The organism is Gulosibacter molinativorax (assembly GCF_003010915.2).
GTDB lineage: Bacteria > Actinomycetota > Actinomycetes > Actinomycetales > Microbacteriaceae > Gulosibacter > Gulosibacter molinativorax.
In genome coordinates this window covers 2,059,052-2,084,686 of the sequence record NZ_CP028426.1, presented here as the reverse complement: position 1 = coordinate 2,084,686, position 25,635 = coordinate 2,059,052, and the positions used below count along the sequence as shown (strand labels likewise).

The 25,635-nt window shown below is 66.3% G+C and carries 17 protein-coding genes; 12 read left to right on the top strand and 5 right to left on the bottom strand.

Going from position 1 to position 25,635, the window contains the following annotated elements; all coding sequences use genetic code 11:
* The first annotated feature begins 1 nt into the window (after window position 1).
* From GMOLON4_RS09700 to GMOLON4_RS16320, 5 genes are all read left to right on the top strand, one after another.
* Window positions 2–2,029, top strand: coding sequence for a PTS fructose transporter subunit IIABC (locus tag GMOLON4_RS09700; protein ID WP_026936478.1), 2,028 nt, complete (start codon window positions 2–4; stop codon window positions 2,027–2,029).
* Window positions 2,030–2,077: 48 nt separating this feature from the next.
* A complete protein-coding gene (locus tag GMOLON4_RS09695; protein ID WP_051266561.1) occupies window positions 2,078–3,901 on the top strand; it encodes an ABC transporter ATP-binding protein/permease in 1,824 nt (607 codons plus the stop codon).
* A complete protein-coding gene (locus tag GMOLON4_RS09690) occupies window positions 3,898–5,649 on the top strand; it encodes an amino acid ABC transporter ATP-binding/permease protein (RefSeq protein WP_026936477.1) in 1,752 nt (583 codons plus the stop codon). The genes GMOLON4_RS09695 and GMOLON4_RS09690 overlap by 4 nt, the downstream gene beginning before the upstream one ends.
* Window positions 5,650–5,723: 74 nt before the next feature.
* Window positions 5,724–6,830, top strand: coding sequence for an enoyl-CoA hydratase/isomerase family protein (locus GMOLON4_RS09685; protein WP_051266558.1), 1,107 nt, complete (start codon window positions 5,724–5,726; stop codon window positions 6,828–6,830).
* A gap of 64 nt (window positions 6,831–6,894) precedes the next feature.
* Window positions 6,895–9,702, top strand: coding sequence for a LuxR C-terminal-related transcriptional regulator (locus tag GMOLON4_RS16320; protein WP_026936476.1), 2,808 nt, complete (start codon window positions 6,895–6,897; stop codon window positions 9,700–9,702).
* Between the two features lie 9 nt (window positions 9,703–9,711).
* Here GMOLON4_RS16320 and GMOLON4_RS09675 read toward each other — a convergent pair whose 3' ends face one another.
* From GMOLON4_RS09675 to GMOLON4_RS09655, 5 genes are all read right to left on the bottom strand, one after another.
* On the bottom strand, window positions 9,712–10,440 hold the full coding sequence (locus GMOLON4_RS09675; RefSeq protein ID WP_026936475.1) for a thioester domain-containing protein: 729 nt from the start codon (window positions 10,438–10,440) through the stop codon (window positions 9,712–9,714).
* Between the two features lie 311 nt (window positions 10,441–10,751).
* Window positions 10,752–11,894, bottom strand: a complete 1,143-nt coding sequence (gene hpaD, locus GMOLON4_RS09670; protein WP_026936474.1) for a 3,4-dihydroxyphenylacetate 2,3-dioxygenase — start codon at window positions 11,892–11,894, stop codon at window positions 10,752–10,754.
* A gap of 40 nt (window positions 11,895–11,934) precedes the next feature.
* Window positions 11,935–13,428: a 5-carboxymethyl-2-hydroxymuconate semialdehyde dehydrogenase gene (gene hpaE / locus GMOLON4_RS09665; protein WP_026936473.1), complete on the bottom strand. Its 1,494-nt coding sequence runs from the start codon at window positions 13,426–13,428 to the stop codon at window positions 11,935–11,937.
* 10 nt (window positions 13,429–13,438) lie between these two features.
* On the bottom strand, window positions 13,439–14,158 hold the full coding sequence (locus GMOLON4_RS09660; RefSeq protein WP_026936472.1) for a GntR family transcriptional regulator: 720 nt from the start codon (window positions 14,156–14,158) through the stop codon (window positions 13,439–13,441).
* On the bottom strand, window positions 14,155–15,618 hold the full coding sequence (locus GMOLON4_RS09655; protein ID WP_026936471.1) for a fumarylacetoacetate hydrolase family protein: 1,464 nt from the start codon (window positions 15,616–15,618) through the stop codon (window positions 14,155–14,157). The genes GMOLON4_RS09660 and GMOLON4_RS09655 overlap by 4 nt, the downstream gene beginning before the upstream one ends.
* 347 nt (window positions 15,619–15,965) lie before the next feature.
* On the opposite strand from GMOLON4_RS09655, the gene GMOLON4_RS09650 reads away from it, so the two are divergent.
* From GMOLON4_RS09650 to GMOLON4_RS09620, 7 genes are all read left to right on the top strand, one after another.
* Window positions 15,966–17,069 (top strand): LLM class flavin-dependent oxidoreductase, encoded by a 1,104-nt coding sequence (locus GMOLON4_RS09650; RefSeq protein ID WP_084147409.1) that lies wholly within the window; start codon window positions 15,966–15,968, stop codon window positions 17,067–17,069.
* A gap of 137 nt (window positions 17,070–17,206) precedes the next feature.
* Window positions 17,207–18,271, top strand: coding sequence for an ABC transporter ATP-binding protein (locus GMOLON4_RS09645; protein ID WP_026936469.1), 1,065 nt, complete (start codon window positions 17,207–17,209; stop codon window positions 18,269–18,271).
* A gap of 136 nt (window positions 18,272–18,407) precedes the next feature.
* Complete coding sequence (locus GMOLON4_RS09640; protein WP_026936468.1) at window positions 18,408–19,682, top strand: ABC transporter substrate-binding protein; 1,275 nt, start codon at window positions 18,408–18,410, stop codon at window positions 19,680–19,682.
* 63 nt (window positions 19,683–19,745) lie between these two features.
* Entirely contained in the window at window positions 19,746–20,867 is a 1,122-nt protein-coding gene (locus GMOLON4_RS09635; RefSeq protein ID WP_084147417.1) for a carbohydrate ABC transporter permease, read from the top strand.
* Window positions 20,864–21,772 carry a carbohydrate ABC transporter permease gene (locus GMOLON4_RS09630; protein ID WP_084147408.1) on the top strand — a complete coding sequence of 303 codons (909 nt, stop codon included), beginning with the start codon at window positions 20,864–20,866 and terminating at the stop codon, window positions 21,770–21,772. Before GMOLON4_RS09635 ends, GMOLON4_RS09630 begins: the two co-directional genes overlap by 4 nt.
* A 5-nt stretch (window positions 21,773–21,777) precedes the next feature.
* On the top strand, window positions 21,778–21,975 hold the full coding sequence (locus GMOLON4_RS09625) for a hypothetical protein (RefSeq protein WP_026936466.1): 198 nt from the start codon (window positions 21,778–21,780) through the stop codon (window positions 21,973–21,975).
* 79 nt (window positions 21,976–22,054) lie between these two features.
* Window positions 22,055–25,612, top strand: a complete 3,558-nt coding sequence (locus tag GMOLON4_RS09620; protein ID WP_051266555.1) for a proline dehydrogenase family protein — start codon at window positions 22,055–22,057, stop codon at window positions 25,610–25,612.
* The last annotated feature ends 23 nt before the right edge of the window (window positions 25,613–25,635 follow it).

Genomic DNA, 25,635 nt, shown 5'->3' with positions numbered 1-25,635 from the left:
GATGTCAGATCAACAACCAGCCCTCATCACCCCCGAACTGGTCGCCCTCGACGCGAACCTCGGCGCAGCGAAGCGCGAGGTCATCACCGCCATGGCGGGGATTGTCGCGGCGACGGGCCGCGCCGAGTCCGAGGGACTCGCGCGCGACGCGTGGGCCCGCGAAGAGCAGGGCGTCACCGGCATGGGTAATCGCATCGCGATCCCGCACTGCCGCTCGGAGGCGGTCAACACGGCGACGCTCGGGTTCGCCCGGCTCGCGGAGCCCATCGACTTCGGTGCGCCTGACGGCCCCGCCGACCTCATCTTCATGATCGCCGCGCCCGAGGGTGGGAACGACGAGCACCTGCAGATCCTCGCGCGGCTCGCGGGCAGCCTCATGCACGAGGAATTCCTCGCATCCCTTCGCGAAGCGACAACGGCGGAGGAGGTCGTCGCGATCATCGACGGCGTCGTCGCCGACAACGAGCAGAATGACGGGAAGCACGCGGCGGCCGTCGAGCCGGATGGTGCACAGGATGCGGGCGCAAAGAAAGTGCGCATCGTTGCGTTCACCGCGTGCCCCACGGGAATCGCGCACACCTTCATGGCCGCCGACGGCCTCGCGCAGGCGGCGGAGCGGCGCGATGACGTCGAGCTGCGCGTCGAGCCGCAGGGTTCGGCGGGCTACGAGCCGCTTGCCGACGCCGACGTGAAGGCAGCCGACGCGGTCATCATCGCCGCGGACATCGACATCCGCGGCCGCGAGCGGCTCGTCGGCAAGCCCGGCGTGGAGGCCCCGGTGAAGCGCGGCGTCTCGCAGCCCGATCAACTCATCGACGAGGCGCTCGCGGCGCTGAATTCCCCGAGCGGGCACCGCATCAAGGCGAGTTCCGGCGGCTCCGGGGATGCGGAAGGCACCAGCAGCGAGGGCAAGGTCGGGTGGGGCAAGCGCATCCAGAAGGCGCTCATGACCGGTGTCTCGTACATGATTCCGTTCGTCGCGGCGGGCGGTCTGCTCGTGGCCCTCGCGTTCCTCCTCGGCGGCTACGACATCACGAACAGCGCGGCCGATATCGTCACCAACAACTCCCTCGCCAACCTGCCCGAGGGCGGCCTCATGACGTACCTCGCCGCGCTCTTCGCGACGGTCGGCGGCATGGCGCTCGGGTTCCTCGTCCCGGCGCTGTCCGCCTATATCGCGTACGCGCTCGCGGGACGCCCCGGTATCGCGCCCGGTTTCGTGGGCGGTGCCATCGCGCTCGCGGTCGGCGCGGGCTTCATCGGCGGCCTCGTGACGGGTCTGTTCGCCGGATTCGTCGCGATGTGGATCGGCAGCTGGAAGACGCCGCGCTGGCTCGCCGGGCTCATGCCGGTCGTGATCATTCCGCTGCTCACGACCGCCGCGACGGCCCTGCTCATGTACCTGCTGCTCGGCCGCCCGCTCGCGATGCTCATGGAGGCGCTCACCGGGTGGCTCAACGGCCTGAGCGGCGGCTCGAGCATCCTGCTCGGCGCGATTCTCGGCCTGATGATGTGCTTCGACCTCGGCGGCCCGGTGAACAAGGCGGCCTACCTCTTTGCCACGGCGGGCCTCTCGGCGGGCACGGATGCGGCGATGATGGTGATGAGCGCCGTCATGGTCGGTGGCATGGTGCCGCCGCTCGCCCTTGCGCTCGCGAGCGCGGTGCGCCCGAAGCTCTTCACGCCCGAGGAGCGAAAGAACGGCCAGGCGGCGTGGCTGCTCGGCGCGGCCTTCATCTCCGAGGGCGCGATTCCGTTCGCCGCTGCGGACCCGCTGCGCGTGATTCCGTCGATGATGGCTGGCGGCGCGGTCGCGGGCGGCCTGTCGATGGCGTTCGAGACGACGCTTCGAGCCCCGCACGGTGGCATTTTCGTCTTCTTCGCGATCGACCCGATCTGGGGATTCCTGATCGCGCTCGTCGCCGGCACCCTCGTCGCCGCGATCGCCGTGGTTCTGCTCAAGCAGTTTGCGCGACGCCAAGTAGAGGCACCGGCCGTCGAGACGCGCGAGCCGCAGCTCGTGGGCTAGCTTCGCGCTCACGCCGTCTGATCGACTCCCGAGACTAGAGTTGGTGGGATGTGGATTGGTGAGGCTCTCGTAGATTCGCCGCGCGGCGCCTGGCTCGGAATCGCATTGAGCTGGGCCCGCACGGCGTTTCTTTCGCTGGCGGCCGTTGGCATCGGAGCGACGGTGGATGCGCTCATCGGCGCTACCGCCGGGGCAGGCTCGGCGGGGCTACCGGGCACCGCAGGCTGGGGCACTCCTTCGCTCATCACGGCGCTTGCGGTCGTGCTCGGCGCGGTGTGCGGCGGATTCGCCGAGGCCGTTCCCGGACGAGTGCAGGGCGCCGAGGAGCGTCACTGGCGACAGCGAGTTCTGCGCCGCGCGATTCTTGGCCTGCGGTCCGGCGGCAAGCCAGCAGGCACTCGCGTCGGGCACCCCACCGGCAGGCCAGGCGGCCCTACCGGCGAGGGCGCGCTCGTCGACGCGGCCACGACCGGCGTCGAGAAGACCGCGAACTACCGGGCCGGATTCCTCGGCCCGACCCTCGCATCCTTTACCTCGCCGCTCGTGGTGCTCATCGTCTGGGCGATTTTCATCGATGTGCGAAGCGCCCTGCTGCTCGCGGGATTCGTCGCGCTCGTGCCCGTCGTGATCGTGCTCGTGGGCAAGTGGCTGCGCAAGCCGAACCACGAGTATCGCCGCAAGGAGACTGCGGCGGCCAACCAGTACCTCGAGATGCTGGAGGGGCTCGGCACGACGAAGGTGCTTGGCGCGGCTCCCGCGGCGCGAGATCGCTTCGCCGAGTCGGCCCGCGCCGCGATGCGCGAGCTTGGGACGCTGCTCGGCCGAAATCAGCTCATGATCATCGTGAACGACGGCGTCTTCGGGCTGCTCATGACCGGTGCCGCGATCGTGCTCGTCCTCACCGCACTCGCGGGCGGACAGCTCTCGGCAGGTGCAGCGTTCGCGGGAGTCCTTTTAACTGTGCTCCTCAACGAGCCGATCGACCGGCTCGGGCGAACCTTCTACGTCGGTCTCGCGGGCCGCGCGCGTCGCGATCAGCTCGAGGAACTCATCGGGGCGGAGCAGGATGCGCCGGAAACACAACCATCGTTCGGACGCGACAGGCCAGCATCGCCACCCGCACTCGAGCTGCGAGACCTCTCGGTGTCGATCCGCGGCGGGACCATTCTCGATCGCGTGAGCCTGCGCATCCCCTCTGGCTCACGAGTCGCGCTTGTCGGCCCGAGCGGCGCGGGGAAGACCACGCTGCTGCGTGCAATTGCCGGCCTCACCGAAACCACGCCTGGCGCGAACACCACGGGCGAGATTCTTGCCGATGGTGAACCCACCACGCCCGCGGCGCTGCGGAACCTCGTCAGCATCGTGGCGCAACACCCCGGCATCCTGTCGACCACGATCGCCGACAATCTGCGGCTCGTCGCCCCGGATGCATCCGACGAACAACTGCGCGGGGCCCTCGACCGCGCGCACCTCCTCGACGAGGTCGACGCGATGCCGAACCAGCTCGACGAGCCCGTCGGCGATCGCGGTGCCTTCCTTTCGGGCGGGCAGCGCCGCAGATTGGCCATCGCGCGCGCCTTCCTTCGCGAACGGCCGATCGTGCTGCTCGACGAGCCGACTGCGGATCTCGACCGCCGCACCGAGGCCCTCGTGCGCGAGAGCCTCGAGGAAGTCACCGAGGGGCGGACCGTCGTGCAGATTGCTCACCGCCTCGACACGACGGCAGACGCCGATCTCATCGTCGTCGTAAGCGCGGGGCGGATCGCCGCGACCGGAACGCCCGAGGAGCTCCGCGCATCCCGCGGCTACTACGCCGAGGCGTTCCGCAACGACGCTTTCCGCGCTAGCAACACGGGGGAGGACAGGCGATGACCGGAAACGTCCGCTGGCTGCTGCGCTTCGCTCGCCCAGCTACAAAGCGCCTGCGCGCCTCGGTGATCGCGCGGCTCGTCGGGCAGTCGCTCGGTGCGGTGCAACTCGCGCTGCCGGCCTGGGCGGTCGGGATGCTCGCGACGGGCGCCGCTTCCGGCGCGGGGTTTGTCATGCTCGTAGCGGTGCTTTTTGTGCTCGCGACCGCCATCAAGGCGGGGCTGCGGTACGTCGAGCAGCTGTTTGGCCACCTCGCGGCGTTCAGCCTCATGGGCGAGATGCGCGTATGGATGATCGACCGGCTCATCCCGCAGGCCCCGGCCGTCACCGATGGCGCGGGTGCGGCGCGCATCCAGTCGACGGCGGTGCGCGATGTCGATCGCGTTGAGGTGTTTTTTGCCCACACGATCGCACCTGCGATCAGCGCGGTGGTGATTCCGCTCGGCGCGGTGCTGACCGCCTGGCTCGCCGCGGGGTGGCTGCCCGCCGTGGTACTGGCCGGCGTCATGCTCGTCGGCGTCATCGTGCCCGTCCTGGGCGCCCGATCGTCGCGGGCCGCAGCTCGCACCGTCGCCGAGCTGCGCGTCAACACGACGCAGTACGTCGCCGACTCGGTGCGGCTGCGCGAGGAAATCATGGCGGCCGAGGGAGTTCCGCACCGCCTCGCAACAGCGCGCGAGGCCGACGAAAACCTCGCGGCCACGCTCCGCAGGCAGGGAACCCGGGCGGGGACGCGCAGCGCGCTCAACACTGCGAGGCTGTGGGGCGGCACACTGCTCGTGCTCCTGGCCAGCATCCCGAATCTCATGTTCGATGGTGTTTCCTTGCCCGGGGCTCTGCTCGCGGCCTCGCTCGTTGCGGGTACCGCGGCGGCGCTCGACACGGTCGAGCGGCTCGCGGGATCCTTGCCGGTCGGGTTGGAAGCGACCCGGCGCATTCGTGAGCTCGCCGCAGGCGAACCCGTCGTCAGCGAGCCAGAGCATCCAACCGAACCCGATCCACTGTTCGCGGCGCGCGCATCCACGCCCGCGATTGAGGTCGACAAGGCCGGGTTTACATATCCGGGGCGAGCGGAACCGGTGATCGACGGCGTGAGCATTCGCGTAGGCCGCGGCGAGATGATCGGCATCGCGGGGGCGAGCGGCTCGGGGAAATCGACGCTCGCGCGCCTGCTGCAGCGGCACTTCGACGTGGCCGAGGGGGAGATCCGCGTCGCGGGGAGTGCGTTGCCCGTGCTCGGTTCGGCGGAGGTCGCCCGGCGCGTCGTCGTCGCCGACCAGGAGCCGTTCCTCTTGGATGCGACGGTCGCCGAGAACCTCCGTCTCGGGGCGCCCGATGCGGACGCGGAGGAGCTGCAACTCGTGCTCGACCTCTTCATGCTCGATCTCGACCTCGACACACCCATCGGGCGACGGGGCGACCGACTGAGCGGCGGTCAGCGGCAGCGCCTCGCGCTCGCGCGGACGCTGCTGCGGGCACGGCGCGCACCGGGAGCGCTCGCGGGCGCGGTGCTCGTGCTCGATGAATCCACGAGCCACCAGGATCCGATCACACAGGCACGGCTTGTCGGGACACTGCGCACGCTTGGCGCAACGACTGTCGTGATTGCGCACCGCCTCGAGACGCTGCGCGACGCCGATCGCATCCACGTCATGGAGCGTGGGCGGATCGTGGAGTCGGGGGCCTGGCACGAGCTTGTGGCGCGAGACGGCGCGTTTCGTCGGCTCCTGCAGTCGGACGGTGAGGGGTAGTCTTCCGCGACTGCGTCACCCGGGGTGAATCAATGTGTTCCATTACCTAGCATCGATTCGCGTATTCTCATGCCATGACTGGACAGGCGGATGCATACAACACGACGCTGAGCGGGCAGGTGCTCTTCGAGCGCCGCGGCCCGGCGGGGCAGCTCGGCGTCATCACGCTGAATCGGCCGAGGCAGCTCAACTCCCTCAGCCACGCGATGATTCGCGAAATCACCAGTCAACTTGCGGCCTGGGAAAAGACCCCCGAAGTGAAGCAATATTTGCTCATCGGGGCGGGGGAGCGCGGCCTCTGTGCCGGCGGCGACATCCTCGAAATTCGGGCGGATGTGCTCGGCACCGGCGGCGAGGATGCCGCGGAGTTCTTCGCCAACGAGTATCGGTTGGATGCGGCCACCGGCGACCTCGCGAAGCCGTACGTCGCGATCATGGACGGCTACACCTTCGGCGGTGGCGTCGGGCTTTCCGCCCACAGCAAGGGGCGGCGCGTCGTTACCGAGCGCAGTCAGATCGCGATGCCCGAAACCGCGATTGGCTTCGTCCCCGACGTCGGTGGCACCTATCTCCTCGCGAACATGCCGGGCGAAACGGGCATCCATGCCGGGCTCACCGGCGCGCGGCTCGACGCAGGGGACGCGATCGCGACCGGTTTCGCGGACCACTTCGTGTCTTCCGAACGGCTTGCCGAGCTCGTCGCGCGCCTCGAGTCGGAGGCTGCGGATGCGCTCCTCGCCGAGCTCTCGCAGCCCGCGCCCGAATCCCCGCTGCTGCGGGAGCGCGAGTGGATCGATGAGGTCTATGCAGCAGAAACTCCGGCGGAAATTCTGTCGCGGCTCGACGCACGGGCGGTCAGCCGACCGGCCGCGGCCGCCGCAGCTAAGGCGATCCGCGCATCCTCGCCCACCGCGATCGCCGTGACGCTCGAAGTAATTCGGAGCAACCGCACAGCTGCGGACCTGCGTTCGGCGATCGATCTCGAGTACCGAGCCGGCATGCGCCTCTGCGTCGCCCACGATTTCCTTGAAGGCGTGCGGGCCCAGGTCCTCGACAAGGATCGCAATCCGCAGTGGCAGCCGGCGACGCTCGACGAGGTCGATCGCGCGGATGTGGATGCGTTCTTGTCGCCCGTTGAGGCCAAGACGGTTAACTGGGGGATTGGCGCCTTCGCCATCTAGCCGATGGCATGTCGGTGGCAGCTGATACTACTGAGGTAACGAAGAGAAGGATGCGTGATCAGGCATGCGTGAGTTTTACGTTCCGGCAGTGCCGCTTTTGACTCCGGTGGAGTCCGCCGAACGATTGCTCGCGGATGCCTTCTCACAGACCAGCCCCGACCAGGGCACCCTGATCACGTTTCGCGGCATGCCTGGCGCTGGCGTGGACCGCGTGCTGCAGACGGCGCTCGAGTACGCGCGCGAGCACGAGTGGCTCGACTTCTTCGTCACGCTGGTGCCGTGGGAACATGACGTGCCGTATTCTGCGCTCGAGCGCGTGTGCCTCAAGATGGTGGGGCTGCGGCATCTCCTGCCCGACTTAGTGCCGGATCGTGACCCGATCGAGCTCGGCCGGCGAGTGCTCCAGGCGCTCGATGCCCACTTCGATGTCGACGACCGGACGATGCTGATGGTGTTCGACCACCTCGAGTGCTGCGACCCGATGAGCTCCGTGGTGTTCCGCTACATCGTGATGCGCGCGACCGCGCGGGGCGCGAACTTCGTCCTTGGCGATTCGCTCGCCTACCCGATCGACCTCGGCGACGAGCTGCGACAGATGGTTTACACGGAACCAAACGCGCACCTCGTGATCCTGCCCGAGTGGTCGGCTGAGGACATCGTCACCTATGTCGGGCACCAGGTTGGCTCCGGTGTCGCCGTTGGCGAGGGTGAGCGAATTCGTCAACTGACCGGTGGTCGCTACGAGGCGGTTCGTCTCTACCTCAACAACGTGAGCGAAGACCACCTCGAAGATCTCGGCAGGATCCGGACCTTGCCGACGGTGACCTCGGCACGCATGCCGCCCGCCCCATGGCCGACTGACGGCGAACTCTCCGAGATCACGAGGTTGGCCGCCGAAGTCTGCGCGCTGCAGCCCGACGGCGTGTCGGTCCAGAAGCTCAAGCTCGTGTCCAATCGAGTGGGGGTTACCTTCACCTCGGAATCGGTGGCCGACGGCGGCGTCGTCATCATGAACTCCCTCACGGGGATGCTCCATCTCTACGATCCACTCTCTGCCCCCGATATTCTCGAGCGAGCCGACCCCGAGCGCGTTCGCATTATTCACAGCGGGCTTGCCGATCTCACGTTCGGCAATGAATCGAGGATTCACGAGCTGCTTTCGTGGCCCGAGATCGACGCCGTTGCGGTGGCCAAGACGCTTGAGACCGCGGCGGATCTCGAAGATGGTGGATATGGGCAAGAGACCCTGGACTTGCTCGACGTCGCGATTGAGCGTGCCCAGGAGTCGGGCTTTGGCAATGGGGAATACCGGGCGCTGCTGCGGAAGTTCGGGCACGTCTTCCTGCGGCAGTCTTCGCCCCTGCAGTATCAGGGCCGCATCAGCGATTTCGCGAAGTTCACGGACGATGCCGAGTTCATGTTCATCTACCTGTGGCTCCGGACGGTCAAGGCCCACGGGCGGCTAGACGCACGGGATGCTCGGCTTGCGTATCTGGAAGGGCCGCCCGAGAACATCGACCACGAATTCATGCAGGCAGAAGTCTCCCGTATGGAACTGCTCTCGGCGCTGCAAACGGGCCCGGAGGCGACCATCGCGGCGGTGCAAGACACGGTGCCGCGTTACGCTGCGCTCGTGGGCAAGACGCCCGACAACCCCGAGCTGCGATGGATCGATCCCGGAGCGAGACTGCTGTTTATCGAGGCGCTCGTGTTCGTGTTTGGGGTGTCCGCGGGCAACGTTGCTGGCTCGTCTGACGAGGCCCGGCAGTTGGCGCAGCAGGCGCGCGCTCTTCCCGACGACTCGACGGAGGCCGTCGATGTGTTGACGCTCGCCGCCCTCGTTCTCGGAGGCCGCGGGGACCGCTTTGTCGACGAGGCGAGTGAGATCATCCTGGAGGCAAAGCGGCGACTGAAGAAGGTGTCGCGCACGATGTTTGTCCGTGGACAGCTCGACGTCGTGGATCTCGACCTGACCATCAGGCGCGGCGACTGGCAGGAGGCGCGCGCCAATATTGACGAGGCGTTCGTGCGTGCCTTTGACGGCCTCGATATGCCGACGCGGATCGCGATTCCTGCGCTAAAGGCCTGGCTGCTCGCGGCGGAGGGACACCTCGATGAGGCCGAGCGATACCTCACCGTCGCAAAGGAGGCGGACCAGTACCGTTACCCGGGATATGGCATCGAGATGCTCCCCGTCACGGAATCGCAGCTCGCGATGGCGCGAAAGGGGCCGCAGGCGGCCCTCGAGCTGCTCGAAGCGGCGACGCCGGAGCCGCGCTATCTCGGATCGCTCCGAATTCGCGGGGCGCGAATCGAGATCCTTGCGGCGATGGGGCGCTTCGATGAGGCACTGCCAATCTGGCAGGAAATCGAACAGATCGAGGCCGCCCTCGCGTTCGAGGGCCCGTCCGAGTATTCGTGGCTTGGTGCGGTTGAACCAGCATCGCGCGGCGACATTCACGGCACTGTCGCGATCTTTGAGCGCGGCGCGAGGGAAGCGCGCTCGAGCTTCACCGCAGCGAAATGCCACCTCGCGCTCGCGAACCTTTACGCCCGCGTCCGAGGGCAACGCGATCTCGCGCGGGAGGAGTTTGCGGCGGCACGCGAAGGGTTCCACGAGGTGGGCGCCACCGCGTACATCGCGGACGCGGAGGCACAGGTGAAGCGCTTTTCCTCCGAGAACCAGCGGCGTATGGCGGAGCTCACCCGCCGCGAGATTCAGGTCGCGCGGCTGGCCGCCCGTGGCTGGCGGAACAAGGAGATCGCGCGCGAACTCAATATCGGCGTCGCGACCGTCGCGTTCCACATGTCGAATGCGCTCGAGAAACTCGGCGTCTCGAAACGTTCGGAGCTACCGAGCGACCTCGAATGAGCCGCGTCGCTACGCCGCGAGGCGACGAGGGAAGGACTCTTCGGGCTCGTCGCAGCTGAGTGCCTCGTAGTCGACGTCCGCGCCCGACAAAACAAGGTAGTGCGTGTCGGTCAGCAGGTTACGGTTGTTGTCCAATCGAAGGTGGATGACGGTACCCGGCTCAGTCGTTTGCGTGCTGGTTGCTTGTTCGGGAGCACCGACGTTTGCGGGACCGGTCAAGTAGTCGATCACGGCCAGTACACGGGCGGTTACCGAAAAATCGGCTTCGAGAAGACCGGCGAACAGCACGCCGTTGGTTAGCATCCACAACGCGACCTGGGTCGCCGCGATCGCGTCTTGACGCGTCAGTCCGTCGGCACCAGCGGCCGCGGCGAGTTCCTCGAGGGGGACCGCGGGGTAACTGTTGCGAGCAATCCAGACGATGCGGTCGTGAGTCGCGCTCTGGTCGTCGTTGCTCAGCGGCGTGCAGCTGTTGTCGCGCGCAAAGTCGGTTCGCGCAACAGGCACACCAAAGCAGTCCTGCTCGGTATCGAACGGACAGCTGGCGTCAAGGCAGTACGCGAGGTGACGGGTACCGTCCGGGAGCTGCACCGAGAACGCGCCTGAGAAAAGCGTGCCAGCCGCTTCACCGATATTGCTGAGCCAGTGAGCAAACTCGTAGTCTCCTGCTGAGAAGCTCAAGAGGTTCGCCGTCGTTCCAAGCTGCGAACTACGACCCTCGTTGTCTCTATCCTTCATGGCACATCCACATTCTCAAGAAGAGTTCCGGCACGTCGTGCCCTGTGTGGCCAGCTTACGAATCGGATGGCTAGGACAACACAACGAAACTATGGGGGAGGGAAACCCCAACTTAAGGGGTTTTCGGTATTGAATCGTTCCAACTTTGTTATGCGTGAACTTCAATGACAATGAATGGAAAAGTCGTACTCGGTTCCGCATGTGATCGGGCCACGCGTCCCGGCCGCGCAACAACAAAAAAGTGCGGTGGATGCGAACGCAAGGTTCGCATCCACCGCACTTTAGTGACAGCGCGAGGCTAGCGGGCTGGCTTAGAGCTGGTTACCCAGCTTGAAGCCCTTCTCCTCGTCACCCTCGCGGGTGTACGAGAAGCCGTCGGCGCCGATGGTTGCTTCGAGCTCCGAAGCGTCGGTGCGCGAAACGACTTCCTGCGGATTGCCGTCGAGGTCGAGCACGAGCGACGCGTCCGTGTACCACGACGGAACTACCGGGTTGCCCCACCAGTCACGACGCTGGTTGTCGTGCACGTCCCACGTGACAACGGGGTTGTCGGGGTCGCCGGTGTAATAGTCCTGCGTGTAGATCTCGACGCGGTGGCCGTCCGGGTCGCGGAGGTAGAGGTAGAACGCGTTCGAGACACCGTGGCGGCCAGGGCCGCGCTCGATGGCGTCCGACATGCGCAGCGCGCCGAGCTTGTCACAGATCGCGAGGATGTTGTGCTTCTCGTGCGTCGAGAACGCGATGTGGTGCATGCGGGGGCCGTCACCACCGGTGGCTGCGGTGTCGTGGACGGTTGCCTTGCGGCGCACCCATGCTGCGTAGACGGTGCCTTCCTTGTCCTGGATGTCTTCCGTCACGCGGAAGCCGAGGTCCTGGAGGTGACGAACCGCGCGGGGGACGTCCGGGGTGACCTGGTTGAAGTGGTCAAGGCGAACGAGCGCACCCGGGGTGTAGAGGTCGTAGCGCCATGCGAGTCGCTCGACGTGCTCGGTCTCGTAGAAGTACTCAACCGGGAAGCCGAGCGGGTCAACGGCGCGCACCGAGTCGCCGATGCCCTTGTTGAAGCCCTCTGCGCGGCGCTCAACGCGGCAGCCGAGTTCCTCGTAGAAGGCCACGGCCTTGTCGAGGTCTTCCGGCGTGCGAACGCGGTACGAGAACACGGCCACGGCGGCAACCGGGCCCTTACGCAGGACGAGGTTGTGGTGGATGAACTCCTCGAGCGAGCGGAGGTAGATAACCTCGTCGTCCTCTTCAGTCACGGTGAGGCCGAGTACGTCGACGTAGAAGTGACGCGAAGCGGCGAGGTCGGTGACCACGAGTTCCATGTACGCGCAGCGGAGGATGTCCGGAGCCTCGGCCTTGGGGGTCGGGACCGGGTTGGTGGGCTCGATCGGGGCTTCCTTGGTGACAAAGAACCCAGACGAGGTGCGGTCTTCTTCCTTGAATGCTGACATTGTTCTTCTTCCTTGAGTTACAGAATTGCTGGGGTATGGGTTACTTGCCGGCGCCGAAACGGGGGCTGTGTGCCTCGTTGAGCGTGACCTGGATGTTCTGCTGGGTCGTGTAGAAGTCGACCGAGCGGTAGCCACCCTCGCGGCCGAGACCCGAGGCCTTCACGCCACCGAACGGGGTGCGCAGGTCACGGACGTTGTTCGAGTTGAGCCACACCATGCCGGAGTCGATCGCGTGGGCGAAGTTGTGGGCCCGCTTCAGGTTCGAGGTCCACACGTATGCGGCGAGGCCGTACTTCGTGTTGTTCGCGAGCTCGAGGGCTTCCTCGTCGGTGTCGAACGGCGTGATCGCAACGACCGGGCCGAAGATCTCTTCCTGGAAGATGCGTGCATCCGGCTTGACGTCAACGAAGACGGTCGGCGCGACGTAGGTACCCTCGGGGAAGTTCTCGGGGCGGCCACCGCCGGCGAGGAGGCGACCTTCGCCCTTACCGATCTCGATGTACTCCATGACCTTGTCGAAGTGGTTCGGGTGCACGAGTGCCGCAACCTCGGTCGCGGGGTCGCCAGGCTCGCCCACAACGATGTTGCGCGCGCGCTCAGCGAAGCGCTCGATGAAGTCGTCGTAGATGTCGCGCTGGACGAGCACACGCGAACCCGCGGTGCAACGCTCGCCGTTCAGGCTGAACACGCTGAAGACGGTGGCGTCGAGCGCCTCTTCGAGGTCGGCGTCCGCGAACACAACCGAAGGGCTCTTGCCGCCGAGCTCGAGCGAAAGGCCCTTGAGCATCGGTGCGGCGTTGGTCGAGAGGGTTGCGCCGGTCGAGCTGTCACCGGTGAACGAGATGAGCGGAACATCCGGGTGCTTGACGAGTGCGTCACCTGCGGTGCCACCGCCGCCGAGGATGAGGTTGAAGACACCCTTGGGGAGGCCGGCCTCTTCGAAGATCTCGGGCCACAGGGCGGCCGAGAGCGGGGTGTAGCTCGCGGGCTTCAGCACGACGCTGTTACCGGTCGCAATCGCGGGAGCGAGCTTCCACGACTCCTGCATGAAGGGAACGTTCCACGGGGTGATGAGGCCTGCAACACCGATCGGCTTGCGGTTCACGTAGTTGACCTGGCGGCCCGGAACGCGGAAAGCGTTGTCGTGCTGCGCCACGATGAGGTCGGCGAAGAAGCGGAAGTTCTCGGCGGCACGGCGTGCCTGGCCCTTGGCCTGCGTGATCGGCAGACCCGAGTCCCAGCTCTCGATGAGTGCGAGGCGCTCGTCGCGCGTCTCGATGATGTCGGCGATCTTGTGCAGCACACGCGAGCGGTCGCGGTTCAGCATCTTGGCCCAGGGGCCGTGGTCGAAGGCGTGCTTCGCTGCGGCGACCGCGAGGTCGACGTCTTCCTTGTCACCCGACGCGGCCGTCATGTAGGTCTCGTTGGTGGCGGGGTTGATGACGTCGAAGGTCTTGCCCGACTTGGCGTCGAGGTATTCACCGTTGATGTAGAGCTGGATGTGGCTGGGGAGATCAGCGGGACGAGTAGTCATGCGATTTTCCTTACTTGGTTGGTTGTGGAGATGAAGTTTGGGATGAACGGGAAGATTTGGCTTCGAGGGAGCTGAGGACCGCGTTCATCGTGTTGAGCCGGTGCTCTCGCGCCTTTTCCTCGACCTCGGTTTCGCTCGCTCCGGACTCGATCAGTTCGACGAGCGCTTCGTGCTCGTCGACGGACTCGAGTGAGCGGCCAGGGACGAAGGCGAACGAGGATTCGCGCATGGTCTCGAGGCGGTGCCAACCGCGGCGCACGAGGTCCGAGACGTGGGAGTTTTCGCAGTGCTGGAACAGCACCGTGTGGAACTCCTGGTTCAGTCGGGTGAACTCGGTCGCGTCGAGCGTGTCCGATTCGGTGAGCGCGCGCATCTTGGCGTTGATTTCGCGGGCCTGTGCGAGATCCTCGGTCGTGAGGTTCGGTGCCGACTTCGCGGTCGCGAAGCCCTCCACGAGACTCAGGGTCTCCATCGTCTCGTGATAGACGTCGCTGTTGAGCATCGTCACCTGGGCGCCCACGTTGTGGACGAAGGTGACGGCACCCTCGGCCTCGAGCATCCGGATGGCCTCGCGAACCGGCACCGTCGAAAACCCGAGTTCCTGCGCGATCTGACCCAATACCAGGCGGTATCCGGGGCCGAACGCCCCCGAGGTGATGCGCTCGCGCAGGTAGTTATACGCCTGCTGCGACTTCGAGGGTTCGGCGGCAGCGGCTCGCGGGGAACTCATCGGCTCTGCTTCCAGGCTTCGTACTTGGCTTTCCATTCGGCGTTCGGCGGGAACAGACCGTCGACCTTGTTGCCAGCCTTGACCTGCTCATAGACCCACGCATCCTGCTGCTCCTGCTCGAAGCCGTCGTTGACGACCTCCTCGAAGAGGGCAGGCGGGATGACGATGACGCCGTCGTCGTCACCGACGATGATGTCGCCGGGCTGCACCGTGGTACCACCGCACGCGATCGTGCCGTCGACCTCCCACGGGACGTGGCGGCGGCCGAGCACTGCGGGGTGCGAGCCGTTGGAGTACACGGGGATGTCGACCTCGGCCACCGCGGCCGAGTCGCGCACGCCGCCGTCGGTGATGATGCCGGTCGCCCCGAGCACCTTGGCGCGCATCGCGAGGACGTCACCGAGCGTGCCGGTGCCCTTCTCGCCGCGAGCCTCCATGACGACGACGTCGCCGGGCTTGACCGAATCCATCGCGCGCTTCTGTGCGTTGTAGCCACCGCCGTGGGACTTGAAGAGGTCCTCGCGGTTCGGGACATAGCGCAGAGTCTTGGCGTAGCCGAGGATGCGGCGGCCGGGGTGGTTGAGCGTCGGGCCGTCGATCGAGACGTTGTTCAGGCCGCGCTTGCGCAGCTGTGCCGAGAGCGTCGCGACCGCGACCTGCTCGACCTTCGCGCGAAGCTCATCCGTGATGGTGCTGCGCTCGGCGGGAAGGCCGGCGGCCTCGCGGGAGCCCCACGCCTCGGCGCGCTGGTTGTCGTCAACCTGCGGCTGGGCGCCGAATGCGGCCATGTCGAATTCCGACTCGACGACGTTGGTGACGAGGCGGCCGGTCGACGGTGCGCCAGGAGCGGTGGGTGCATCCACCTCGACCTCGACGACGTCGCCGGGTTGCGCCACCGACGAACCCGCGGGGGTGCCGGTGAGGATGATGTCGCCGGCTTCGAGGGTCATCAGCTGGCTGAGGTCGGCCACGAGCTGGCCGAAGGGGAAGACGAGGCCCGAGGTGTCGTCGTCTTGCACGAGGTTGCCGTTGACCCAGGTGCGTACGCGCAGGGCCTTGGGGTCGAGACCCTCGGCCGGGATGACCTCGGGGCCGAGCGGGGTGTAGCCGTCGCCGGACTTGTTCTTGACATTCGAGCCCTTGTCGGCGTGACGGAGGTCGTAGAGGCCCCAGTCGTTCGCGGCGGTGATACCCGAAACCCTCGACCAGCCCTCTTCGGGGCTGACACGGCGGGTGGTCTCGCCGATGATCAGCGCGATCTCACCCTCGTAGGCGAGGAGCTCGGTGCCCTTGGGGCGCTCGATGGTGTCGCCGGTGTTCGCGATCGAGGTGCCGGCCTTGATGAAGTAGCCGGGGAACTTCGGCGAGCGGCCACGCTGCGCGATGCGAGATGGGTAGTTGAGGTGGAGGGCAATGATCTTGCCTGGTCGGTTCTCACGTGCGGTGAAGTCGATCGACATGGCTTCCCTTCGCGTCGTTGCAATGTATTTACCGGCGGTACCGGTTAGATATACGAAATGATATACGATCCCGCGCGCCACGCAAGAGGTGAATTCTCTGAACCTGAGAGTCGGCTGCGAGCCCGCGTCGTTGTGGGCTGGGATCAGTGGATTTTCGGGCTCTGGTCGGGGTGGGTTCTCAGTCTTACGCGCTTCCCTTAGGGAAATCAGAGTGTCGTTGCCTCCCGTCACTGCCGCCCGGTCGGTCCTGCGGGATGCGGGGAATAGCGGTGTTCTGGCGGTGGTTCACCTATGTATATGAAAATGCATCGAAGAGTGCATCGAGTTCAAGCGAAAAGGAGCCTGGCATGAGCGCGCAGGGCGAGTCGGATCAGACCACCACGAATTTCCCGTCGACCGCGCCGGAGGACCTCATCCTCGGCATCGATACGTTCGGTGACCTGGCCGTGGGTTCGGACGGCAAGCCGATCACGCATGCCCAGACGATACGGAACGTGCTCGAGCAGGCGCAGCTCGCGGACCGCGTGGGCATCGACGTGATCGGGATCGGCGAGCACCACCGCGACGACTACGCGGTGTCCTCGCCGGAGACGGTGCTTGCCGCGATCGCCGCGACGACCGAGCGCATCAAGCTCGGCACCGCGGTGACGGTCTTGAGTTCCGACGACCCTGTTCGCGTGTTTGAGCGCTTCTCGACGGTGGATGCGCTCTCAAACGGCCGCGCGGAGATCATCGTGGGTCGCGGCTCGTTCACCGAGTCCTTCCCGCTGTTCGGCCTTTCGCTCGCGGACTACGAGGTGCTGTTCGAGGAAAAGCTCGACCTGTGGTCGCACGTCGCGAAGGACGAGCCCGTCACGTGGCGAGGGACGACTCGCGCCGCACTCACCGATCAGCCGATCTATCCGCCGCTCGAGACGCCGGAGGGAGAGGGGAAGCGGACCTTCCCGACCTGGGTCGCGGTCGGCGGGTCCCCGCAGTCCGTCGTCCGTACCGCGAAGTACGACTTCCCGCTCATGCTGGCGATCATCGGCGGTTCCGCCGAGCGTTTCGCGCCGTTCGCGCGGGTGTATCGCGAGGCGCAGGCGCACTACGGGCACACCGAGGCGCACGTCGGCTATCACTCGCCGGGCCACGTCGCCGATACCGATGAGGAAGCGCGCGAGCAGCTGTACCCCTACTTCAAGATCGGTCGAGACCGCGTCGGCCGCGACCGCGGTTGGCCCGCAATGGGCCGCGGCGAGTACGAGCAGGAGGCGAATCACGGCGCGCTGCTGGTCGGCTCGCCCGAGACCGTCGCGCGCAAGATCGTCACCGGTATGAAGGCCCTCGGCGCAGAGCGATTCGACCTCAAGTACTCGAACGGCCCCATGCCGCACGAACTCCTGATGCACTCGCTCGAGCTGTACGGCACGAAGGTCATCCCGCTCGTGCGCGAAATGATGGCCGAGTAGGGCTGCGGCGAGATCGGCACGCAGCTGCGATTCTGTGTGCCGATCAGCCAAAATGGCACCGAAAACCGAAAATCGGAGTAGGGTAGCCACGAACGCAAACGTCTGTGCGGCAAGGATGCCGAGGCAGGGGGTAGGTCGTGGCGGTGGTGACGTTTGATCGCGTGAGCCTGGTATACCCGGGTGCGGACCGGCCGTCGGTCGATGGCTTCGACCTTGAGATCCCCGACGGTGAATTCCTGGTGCTCGTGGGTCCATCGGGCTGCGGAAAGTCCACCACACTCCGGATGCTCGCGGGACTCGAGCAGGTGTCAAGCGGAACGATCTATCTCGATGCCGAAGACGTCACGGAGGCCGACCCGAAAGACCGCGACATCGCGATGGTCTTCCAGAACTACGCGCTGTATCCGCACCTCAGCGTCCGCGAGAACATGTCTTTCGGCCTGAAGATGCAGCGTCGACCGAGTACCGAGATCCGCGAGCGGGTGGAGCGGGCCGCCGAGATGCTCGGCCTGACCGAGTTCCTGGAGCGCAAACCCAAAGCACTCTCGGGCGGGCAGCGGCAGCGCGTCGCGATGGGGCGAGCGATTGTCCGCGAGCCCAAGGTTTTCCTCATGGATGAACCGCTCTCGAACCTCGACGCCAAGCTTCGCGTTCAGACGCGCTCGCAGATCGCCCGACTGCAGCGCGACCTCGGCGTCACCACCGTGTACGTGACCCACGATCAGGTTGAGGCGATGACGATGGGCGATCGCGTCGCAGTGATGGATGCGGGGGTACTGCAACAGGTGGCGCCTCCCCGCGAGCTCTACTCGCGGCCGAAGAACGTCTTCGTCGCGAGCTTCATCGGCTCGCCCGCGATGAACTTGGTCGAGACCTCGGTCGCCGATGACGGCACCGTGCAATTCGGGCACCGGCGCATCCCAGTACCTCCGGGCACCGCAAAGCGCGTCACGATCGGCATGCGTCCCGAGCACCTGTTCGTCTCCGAGGAGGGTGGCTTCGAAGTCGTCGTCGACATGGTCGAGGAACTCGGCTCCGAGGCGTACGTCTATGGGCTTGGTGACCTCGGCGAGGGCAAGCAGACGGTCGTGGCGCGATTGATCGGCGACAACATCCCCGCGGCCGGCGACACCGTACGGTTCGAGGCCATGCCCGAGCGACTCCATGTCTTCGACACCGAGACCGGGTTGCGCCAGAACTGACTTGCCGACCCATCCGACGGGGGCGACCGGCGCATCCCTGAACCAACGCCCCTCCACCTGAACACCGCAATCGAACGAGAACCCAATCCGAGTACCGCAATGTCGCGGACCCATCGAGAAGAAGGAACGATCGAAGATGAAATCCAGAATTGCAGTGAAGAGCGCGATCGCGCTGTTCGGCGCCACGGCCCTCGCGCTCGCGGGATGCGCCAGCGGGTCTCCGGGTGAAACGGGTGCCGGTGGCGGTGAGACGGCGGCGGCGGAACGCGGCCCGATCACTTTCGCGATGGGCGCGAACGACACCGGCAAACTCGTGCCGATCATCGAGGCCTGGAACGCCGAGCATCCCGACGAAGAGGTGACGCTGAGCGAACTGCCGCAGGAAGCGGATCAGCAGCGCGAGACCCTCGTGCAGTCGCTGCAGGCGAATAGCGGCGACTACGACGTCATGGCGCTCGACGTCACGTGGACCGCGGAGTTCGCGGCCAACGGCTGGTTGCAACCGCTCGAGGGCGACCTCGCCCTGGACACCACCGGGCTGCTACCCGCGACCGTCGATTCGGCGACCTACATGGGCACGCTCTACGCCGGGCCGCAGAACACGAACGCCCAGCTGCTCTACTACCGAACCGACCTCGTTGACAAGGCACCCGCAACGTGGACCGAGCTCATCGATTCCTGCGGGGCCGCTGAGGAAGCGGGAGTCGACTGCCTCGTGCTCCAGCTCAAGAACTACGAGGGCCTGACCGTGCAGACCACCCAGGCGATTAACGCCAACGGTGGGGCGGTCGTGGATGAGGACGGTTCGACGCCGCTCGTCGAGGAAGCGGGCGCGAAGGCAGGGCTGCAGTCGCTCGTGGATGCGTATGCCGCGGGTGAAATCGCGCAGCGCACCGACAGCTTCACGGAGGAAGAAACGAACCTCGCATTCGTGGGCGGTGAATCGATGTACGCCTATAACTGGCCCTACATGTACGACAATGCAGGCGCGGAGGAATCCCAGGTAAAGGGTAACTTTGAGGTCGCGCCAATTGTCGGCCCGGACGGTCCCGGAGCCTCGACCCTCGGCGGCTACAACAACGGCATCAACATGTTCTCGGAGTACAAGGCCACCGCGCTCGACTTCATCAAGTTCGTCCAGAGCGAGGAAAACCAGAAGAGTTTCGCCGAGCAGTCCTTCCCACCGGTGCTCGCCTCCGTGTATGAGGATTCCGCGCTCATCGAACAGTTTCCTTACCTACCGACGCTCAAGGATGCGCTCGACACGGCCCAGCCGCGACCGGTGACCCCGTACTACGCGGCGATCTCGAAGGCGATCCACGACAATGCCTACGCGGCGATCACGGCAGGTAAGTCGGTCGACGACGCGATGGCCGACATGGCCGCCGCGATTCGGAACGCGGCGGCCTAGCCCTAGCGAATGGCGGGTCAGGTCCACGCACGACCTGACCCGCAGGCAGAACGGGAGCCATCGATGAGCACCACGCGAACCTCGAGCCGGCCGAAGATCGACCGCAGCATCCCACCGGTGCAGCGCCAAACCAAGTGGGATTCTCGCAAAGCGGCGTGGCTCGTGCTGCCGTCGATGGCGGTACTCGCGATCATCATCGGCTATCCGGTCATCCGCGCGATCACGCTCTCGTTCCAGTCGGACCGGGGGATCGACCCGGAGACCGGGATGTTCACAGAGGGCGGTTTCGCGGGCCTCGCGCACTACGCCAAGTGGCTGCTGCAAGACTGCGGCACGGGAGTCAACAGCTGCCCTACGGGCACGGTCGGTGCCGACTTCTGGTCCTCAGTCTGGGTCACGCTGTTCTTCACGGTCGTGACGGTGAGCCTCGAAACCGTGCTCGGTTTCCTCATGGCGCTGATCATGTCGCGCAACATCGTGGGACGCTCGCTCCTGCGCGCGAGCGTCCTCATCCCGTGGGCGATCCCGACTGCGGTGACGGCCAAGCTCTGGTACTTCATCTTCGCCGAGAAGGGCATCGTGAATACCCTGTTCGGCACGGATATCTCGTGGACGACCGATCCATGGGCATCGCGCTTCGCGGTGATCGTGGCGGATGTATGGAAGACGACGCCGTTCATGGCACTGCTCATCCTCGCGGGGCTCCAGATGATCCCGAAGGATGTGTACGAGGCCGCCCGAATCGACGGAGCAAACGCGTGGCAGCGGTTTCGGCAGATCACGCTCCCGCTCGTCAAACCGGCGCTCATGGTCGCGCTGCTCTTTCGGGTCCTGGATGCGCTGCGAATGTACGACCTTCCGGCAATCCTCTCGGGGACGGACAGCTCGAGTCCCGTCGCGACCATATCCATCCTCGTGGTCGCCGACATGCGGCAGGGCAACTTCAATAGTGCCTCGGCGCTCTCGACGATCGTGTTCCTACTGATCTTCGCCGTCGCATTCCTCATGGTAAAGGTGCTGGGCGCGAACGCGGTGCGCACGCAGGAGGCCACACGCAAGGGCGATGTGGATGCGGCGGTCGCGCCGCGAGGCAAGCCAGGGCCGGGGACAGAGCCAGAGCCCGGGGCAAAGACAGAGTCGAAGACCAAGCCAGAGTCGACGATATCGAACGGGGGATCGACATGACCGCGGGCACGGGAACCCCCGCCGGGACGGGAACACCCGCCGGGGCAAGGCGTGAGAAGCCGGTCGTCCACCGGCGTCGGCCCGAGAACGGCTGGGGCGCATATCTCGGCGTCGTGCTCATCCTGGCTTGGGGGCTCCTGCCCTTCTACTGGATGGTCATCACGGCCTTTCGCGAGAAGTCGCACACGTTCGACCCGACGTTCTGGCCCACGTACGTGACGCTCGACAATTTCGAGGCCGCGCTCGCGACCGACAAGGGCAATAATTTCCTCGCCGCGATCGGTAACTCGCTCATCATCGGCCTGACCACCACGGCGATCGCGCTGGCGCTCGGCATTACCGTGTCGTATGCGCTCGCACGCCTGAACTTCCGCGGGAAGAACTTCGTGACCGGCATCATCCTGGGTGCCTCGATGTTTCCCGGCGTCGCGCTCGTGACTCCACTGTTCCAACTCTTCACCGACATCGGGTGGATCGGCACCTATCAGGCGCTCATCATCCCGAACGTGTCATTCGCGCTGCCGCTCACGATCTACACCCTCACGTCGTTCCTGAACGACCTGCCGTGGGAACTGGAGGAGGCAGCGCGCGTCGACGGGGCATCGCGTGGCCAGGCATTTCTCAAGGTCATCCTGCCGCTTGCCGCGCCCGCGCTCTTCACGACCGCGATCCTTGCGTTCATCGCATCATGGAACGAGTACATGCTCGCGAGCCAGCTATCCAATAGCTCCACCGAGCCGGTGACCGTGGCGATCGCGCGATTCTCTGGTGATAATGCGTTCGAGCAGCCATATGCCGCGGTGATGGCTGCGGGGACGCTCGTGACGATTCCGCTCGTGATCATGGTGCTGATTTTCCAACGGCGCATTGTCTCGGGGCTCACCGCCGGCGGCGTGAAGAGCTGATCCGGATGGCTTCGCCACGCGTTCGCCGCGCCAGGCTCGAGATGCTGATGGGCGTGCTGACGTTCTTTCTCGCGGTCGCCGTCGTGGCCACGATCGTCGACTGGTTCGCGGCGCAGCCCGCGCTCTTGCCGTCCCTCGTGACGCTGCTGCTCGCCCTGTTGCTTGGGTTTGCCTACCGGACTTGGCGGCGGGTTGGAAGTTAGCCGGTGCTAGCTTGAGAGGGGATATCGCACCGAAGCGATGGTTCGGGTAGCGATCGTTCGGCTAGATCGGGAGTAACGGATGACCACACCCGCTGCGCAGACGCAGGATCTGCAGCCAGAGGAACTACGGCGGCTCGCACCGGCGGCGGTCGAGCTCGTGCGCGAGTGGTTGCGCGAGTCGAAGCAGGTGCCGCCCGATCCCGCGAGCCTGCAACTCGCATCCGCGCTGCGCGATCCGGACGGGCTCGCGTTTATCGTCGGGTTCGTCGACGGGGTGATCCGCCCCGAGGATCCGCGCGTCGCGGCGCGGAACCTTCGTCGCCTGGCCAAGCGCATCCCGAGCTTCCTTCCGCCGCTGCTCGCTCGGGCCGTGCAACTCGGCGGGCTGACCGCGCCGCTCGTGCCACAAGTCGTGGTCCCCGCGGCGAGGCGCGCGCTGCGGCAGCTCGTCGGTCACCTGCTCATCGACGCGAGCGATGCGCGACTCGGCGCGGCCATTCGCAGGCTCCGCGAGACCGGCGTCGACCTCAACCTCAACCTGCTGGGCGAGGCGGTGCTCGGCGAGCGCGAGGCCCAGAAGCGGCTCGACGGCACGGCCGCGCTGTTGCGACGGGATGATGTCGACTACGTCTCGCTCAAGGTCTCGGCGATCAACGCGCCCCACCAGCCGTGGGGGTTCGAGGCAGCCGTCGCCGAGGCCGTGGAACGACTGGTGCCGCTATACCGAATTGCGGCGACGGCCAAGCAGCCGAAATTCATCAACCTCGACATGGAGGAGTACCGCGACCTCGCACTCACGGTCGAGGTCTTCAAGCGGGTGCTCGAACGCGAAGAGTTTCGGCTGCTCTCCGCCGGGATCGTGCTGCAGGCGTACCTGCCGGACTCATTCGCGGCGTTGATCGACCTGCAAGAGTGGGCCGCGGCGCGAGTTGCCGAAGGGGGCGCGCCGATCAAGGTGCGCGTCGTGAAGGGCGCCAATCTCCCGATGGAGCACGTCACGGCCGAGCTGCGAAACTGGCCGCTCGCGACCTTCGACACTAAGCGCGAGACGGACACGAACTACCTCGAGATGCTGAACTGGGCGCTGCATCCCGAGCGCACGCGAAACATTCGCATCGGCGTGGCCGGGCACAACCTGTTCGACCTCGCGCTCGCTTGGAAGATCGCGGAGGCACGCGGGGTAACGGGCGACATCGACGTCGAAATGCTCCTCGGAATGGCACCCGCCCAGGCCGAGGTCGTGCGGCGGCACACGGGCGGGCTGCGACTCTATACGCCGATCGTGCACCCGGAGGAGTTCGACGTGGCGATCGCTTACCTTGTGCGGCGGCTCGAGGAGGGGGCGTCGAGCGAGAACTTCATGTCGGCGGTGTTCGACCTTGCCGCGAGCGACAGCTTCTTCGCGCGCGAACGGGACCGGTTCCTCGCCTCGATTGATGGCGTCTCAGGAGAGGTGCCGCCGCCGAAGCGGATGCAGGATCGTCGCTTCGTGACGGGCCCGGGCGAGCGCTTCGATACGTCGCTGCGCGACTACTCACCGGGCGAGTCACGAGCGTTGAGTAGCCCGGAGGGCGTATCGAAACGCACCGAGACCTTCCGCAACACCCCCGACTCCGACCCGGCCCTCCCACAGAACCAACTCTGGGCCGCAGCGATCCGTGAGCGCGCCGCCCACTCGGCGCTCGGCCGCGCGACGCTCGAGTCGCACACCGTGGTCACAAGCGGGGAACTCGAGCGACGCATCCAGACCGCCGTCGAATCTTCGTGGTCGGAGCTTACCGGCGAGGAACGCGCCGCCGTGCTGCACCGCGCGGGCGAGGCACTCGAGCAACGCCGCGGCGAGCTCCTGGAAATCGCCGCCCACGAGTGCGGGAAGACCTTCGACCAGTCGGATCCCGAGGTGAGCGAGGCGATCGACTTCGCGCACTTCTACGCCGAGCGTGCCCGGGAGCTCGATCACGTAGACGGCGCCGAATGGGAAACCGCGGGACCGATCGCGGTCATCCCGCCGTGGAATTTCCCGATCGCGATTCCCGCCGGCGGGATGCTCGCCGCGCTCGCGGCAGGATCTCCCGTGATCGTCAAACCGGCCGCCGTTGCCGCGCGCACGGGTGCGGTCGTCGCCGAGGCGCTGTGGGAAGCGGGAGTTCCGAATGATGCGCTGCAGTTCGTGCAGTTTGACGACCGCGAGCTCGCATCGGCGCTCGTCAAGCACGACGCCATCGCCCGGGTCATTCTCACTGGCGGTTACGAGACGGCCGAGGCCTTCCTCGAGATGCGCCCGGAGCTTGACCTGCGCGCCGAGACGAGCGGGAAGAACGCCATCATCGTCACCCCGAGTGCCGACTACGACCTCGCGGTTGCCGACGTGATCCACTCGGCCTTCGGGCACGCGGGCCAGAAGTGCTCGGCCGCCTCGCTCGTCATCCTCGTGGGGCAGTCGGGGAAATCGCGTCGCCTGCGTAACCAGCTCGTGGATGCGGCCAAGTCACTTCGCGTGGGCCTGCCCACCGACCCAGCGGCCACGATGGGTCCGCTCACCGCGCCGGTCGGCGAGAAGCTGCGCCGCGGCCTCACCGAACTCGGGCCGGGGGAGAACTGGGTGCTCCGCCCGCGGCAGCTCGACGCGGATGCGCGGGTCTGGTCCCCGGGGATTCGCGCGGGGGTCGAGCGCGGCGGCGAGTTCCACCGTGTCGAGTACTTCGGCCCGGTGCTCGGGGTCATGCGCGTCGACACCCTCGAGGAAGCCATCGAGATTGTCAACGACGTCGACTACGGCCTCACCTCAGGCCTGCACTCGCTCGACCGGAGCGAGATCGCGACGTGGCTCGATGGGGTGCAGGCCGGGAACCTGTACGTGAATCGGGGCACGACCGGCGCGATCGTCGCGCGGCAGCCGTTCGGCGGCTGGAAGAAATCGACCGTCGGCGCGACCGTCAAGGCGGGTGGCGCGCACTACGTCGCCTCGCTCGCGAACTGGCGGCTCGGACACGCGAAGGCGGGCGCGATGCCGCTTGAGCCGCGCATCCGCCAACTCCTGCACGCCGCTGAAGAGCTGCAAATGACGAATCGGGAGCGCCTCGTGCGCGCGACCCGCAGCGACGAGCTCGCATGGCAGCAGGTGTTCGGCGCAGCGCGCGATGCGCAGGGACTCGTCGCCGAGCGCAACGTCGTGCGCTACTTCCCGGCGGCCGTCACGATTCGCCTCGCGGAGGGCGAGGTGCCAACGCGCTTGTTGCGCGTCGTCGCGGCCGGGCTGCGGGCGGATGCGCCGCTCACGATCTCGAGTGGCGAGCAGCTTCCGGCTCGGGCCCAGCAGCTGCTGACCGACCTCGGCATCCCCGTGCGGATCGAGACCGACGCGCACTTCCGTCGTAGCGTGACCAGGCTCAGCGGCAGGCTTCGCTTCATCGGCGGGGAGGATGAGCGACGGGAGATCGCGCGTGCGGCGACCGGATGCGTGCTCGCAATCTGGCATGGTCCGGTCACCGAGTCGGGCTGGCTCGAGCTGCTCCCATTCGTGCGCGAGCAGGCGGTTTCGATAACGGGGCATCGATTCGGCACCCCGAGCACGCTCACCGATGGGCTGCTTGTCGATGCGCCTTCGCGGAACAACCCCGCGCATCCTGTGCCGTAGCCTGCGTCAGGCCGCTTGCCAGC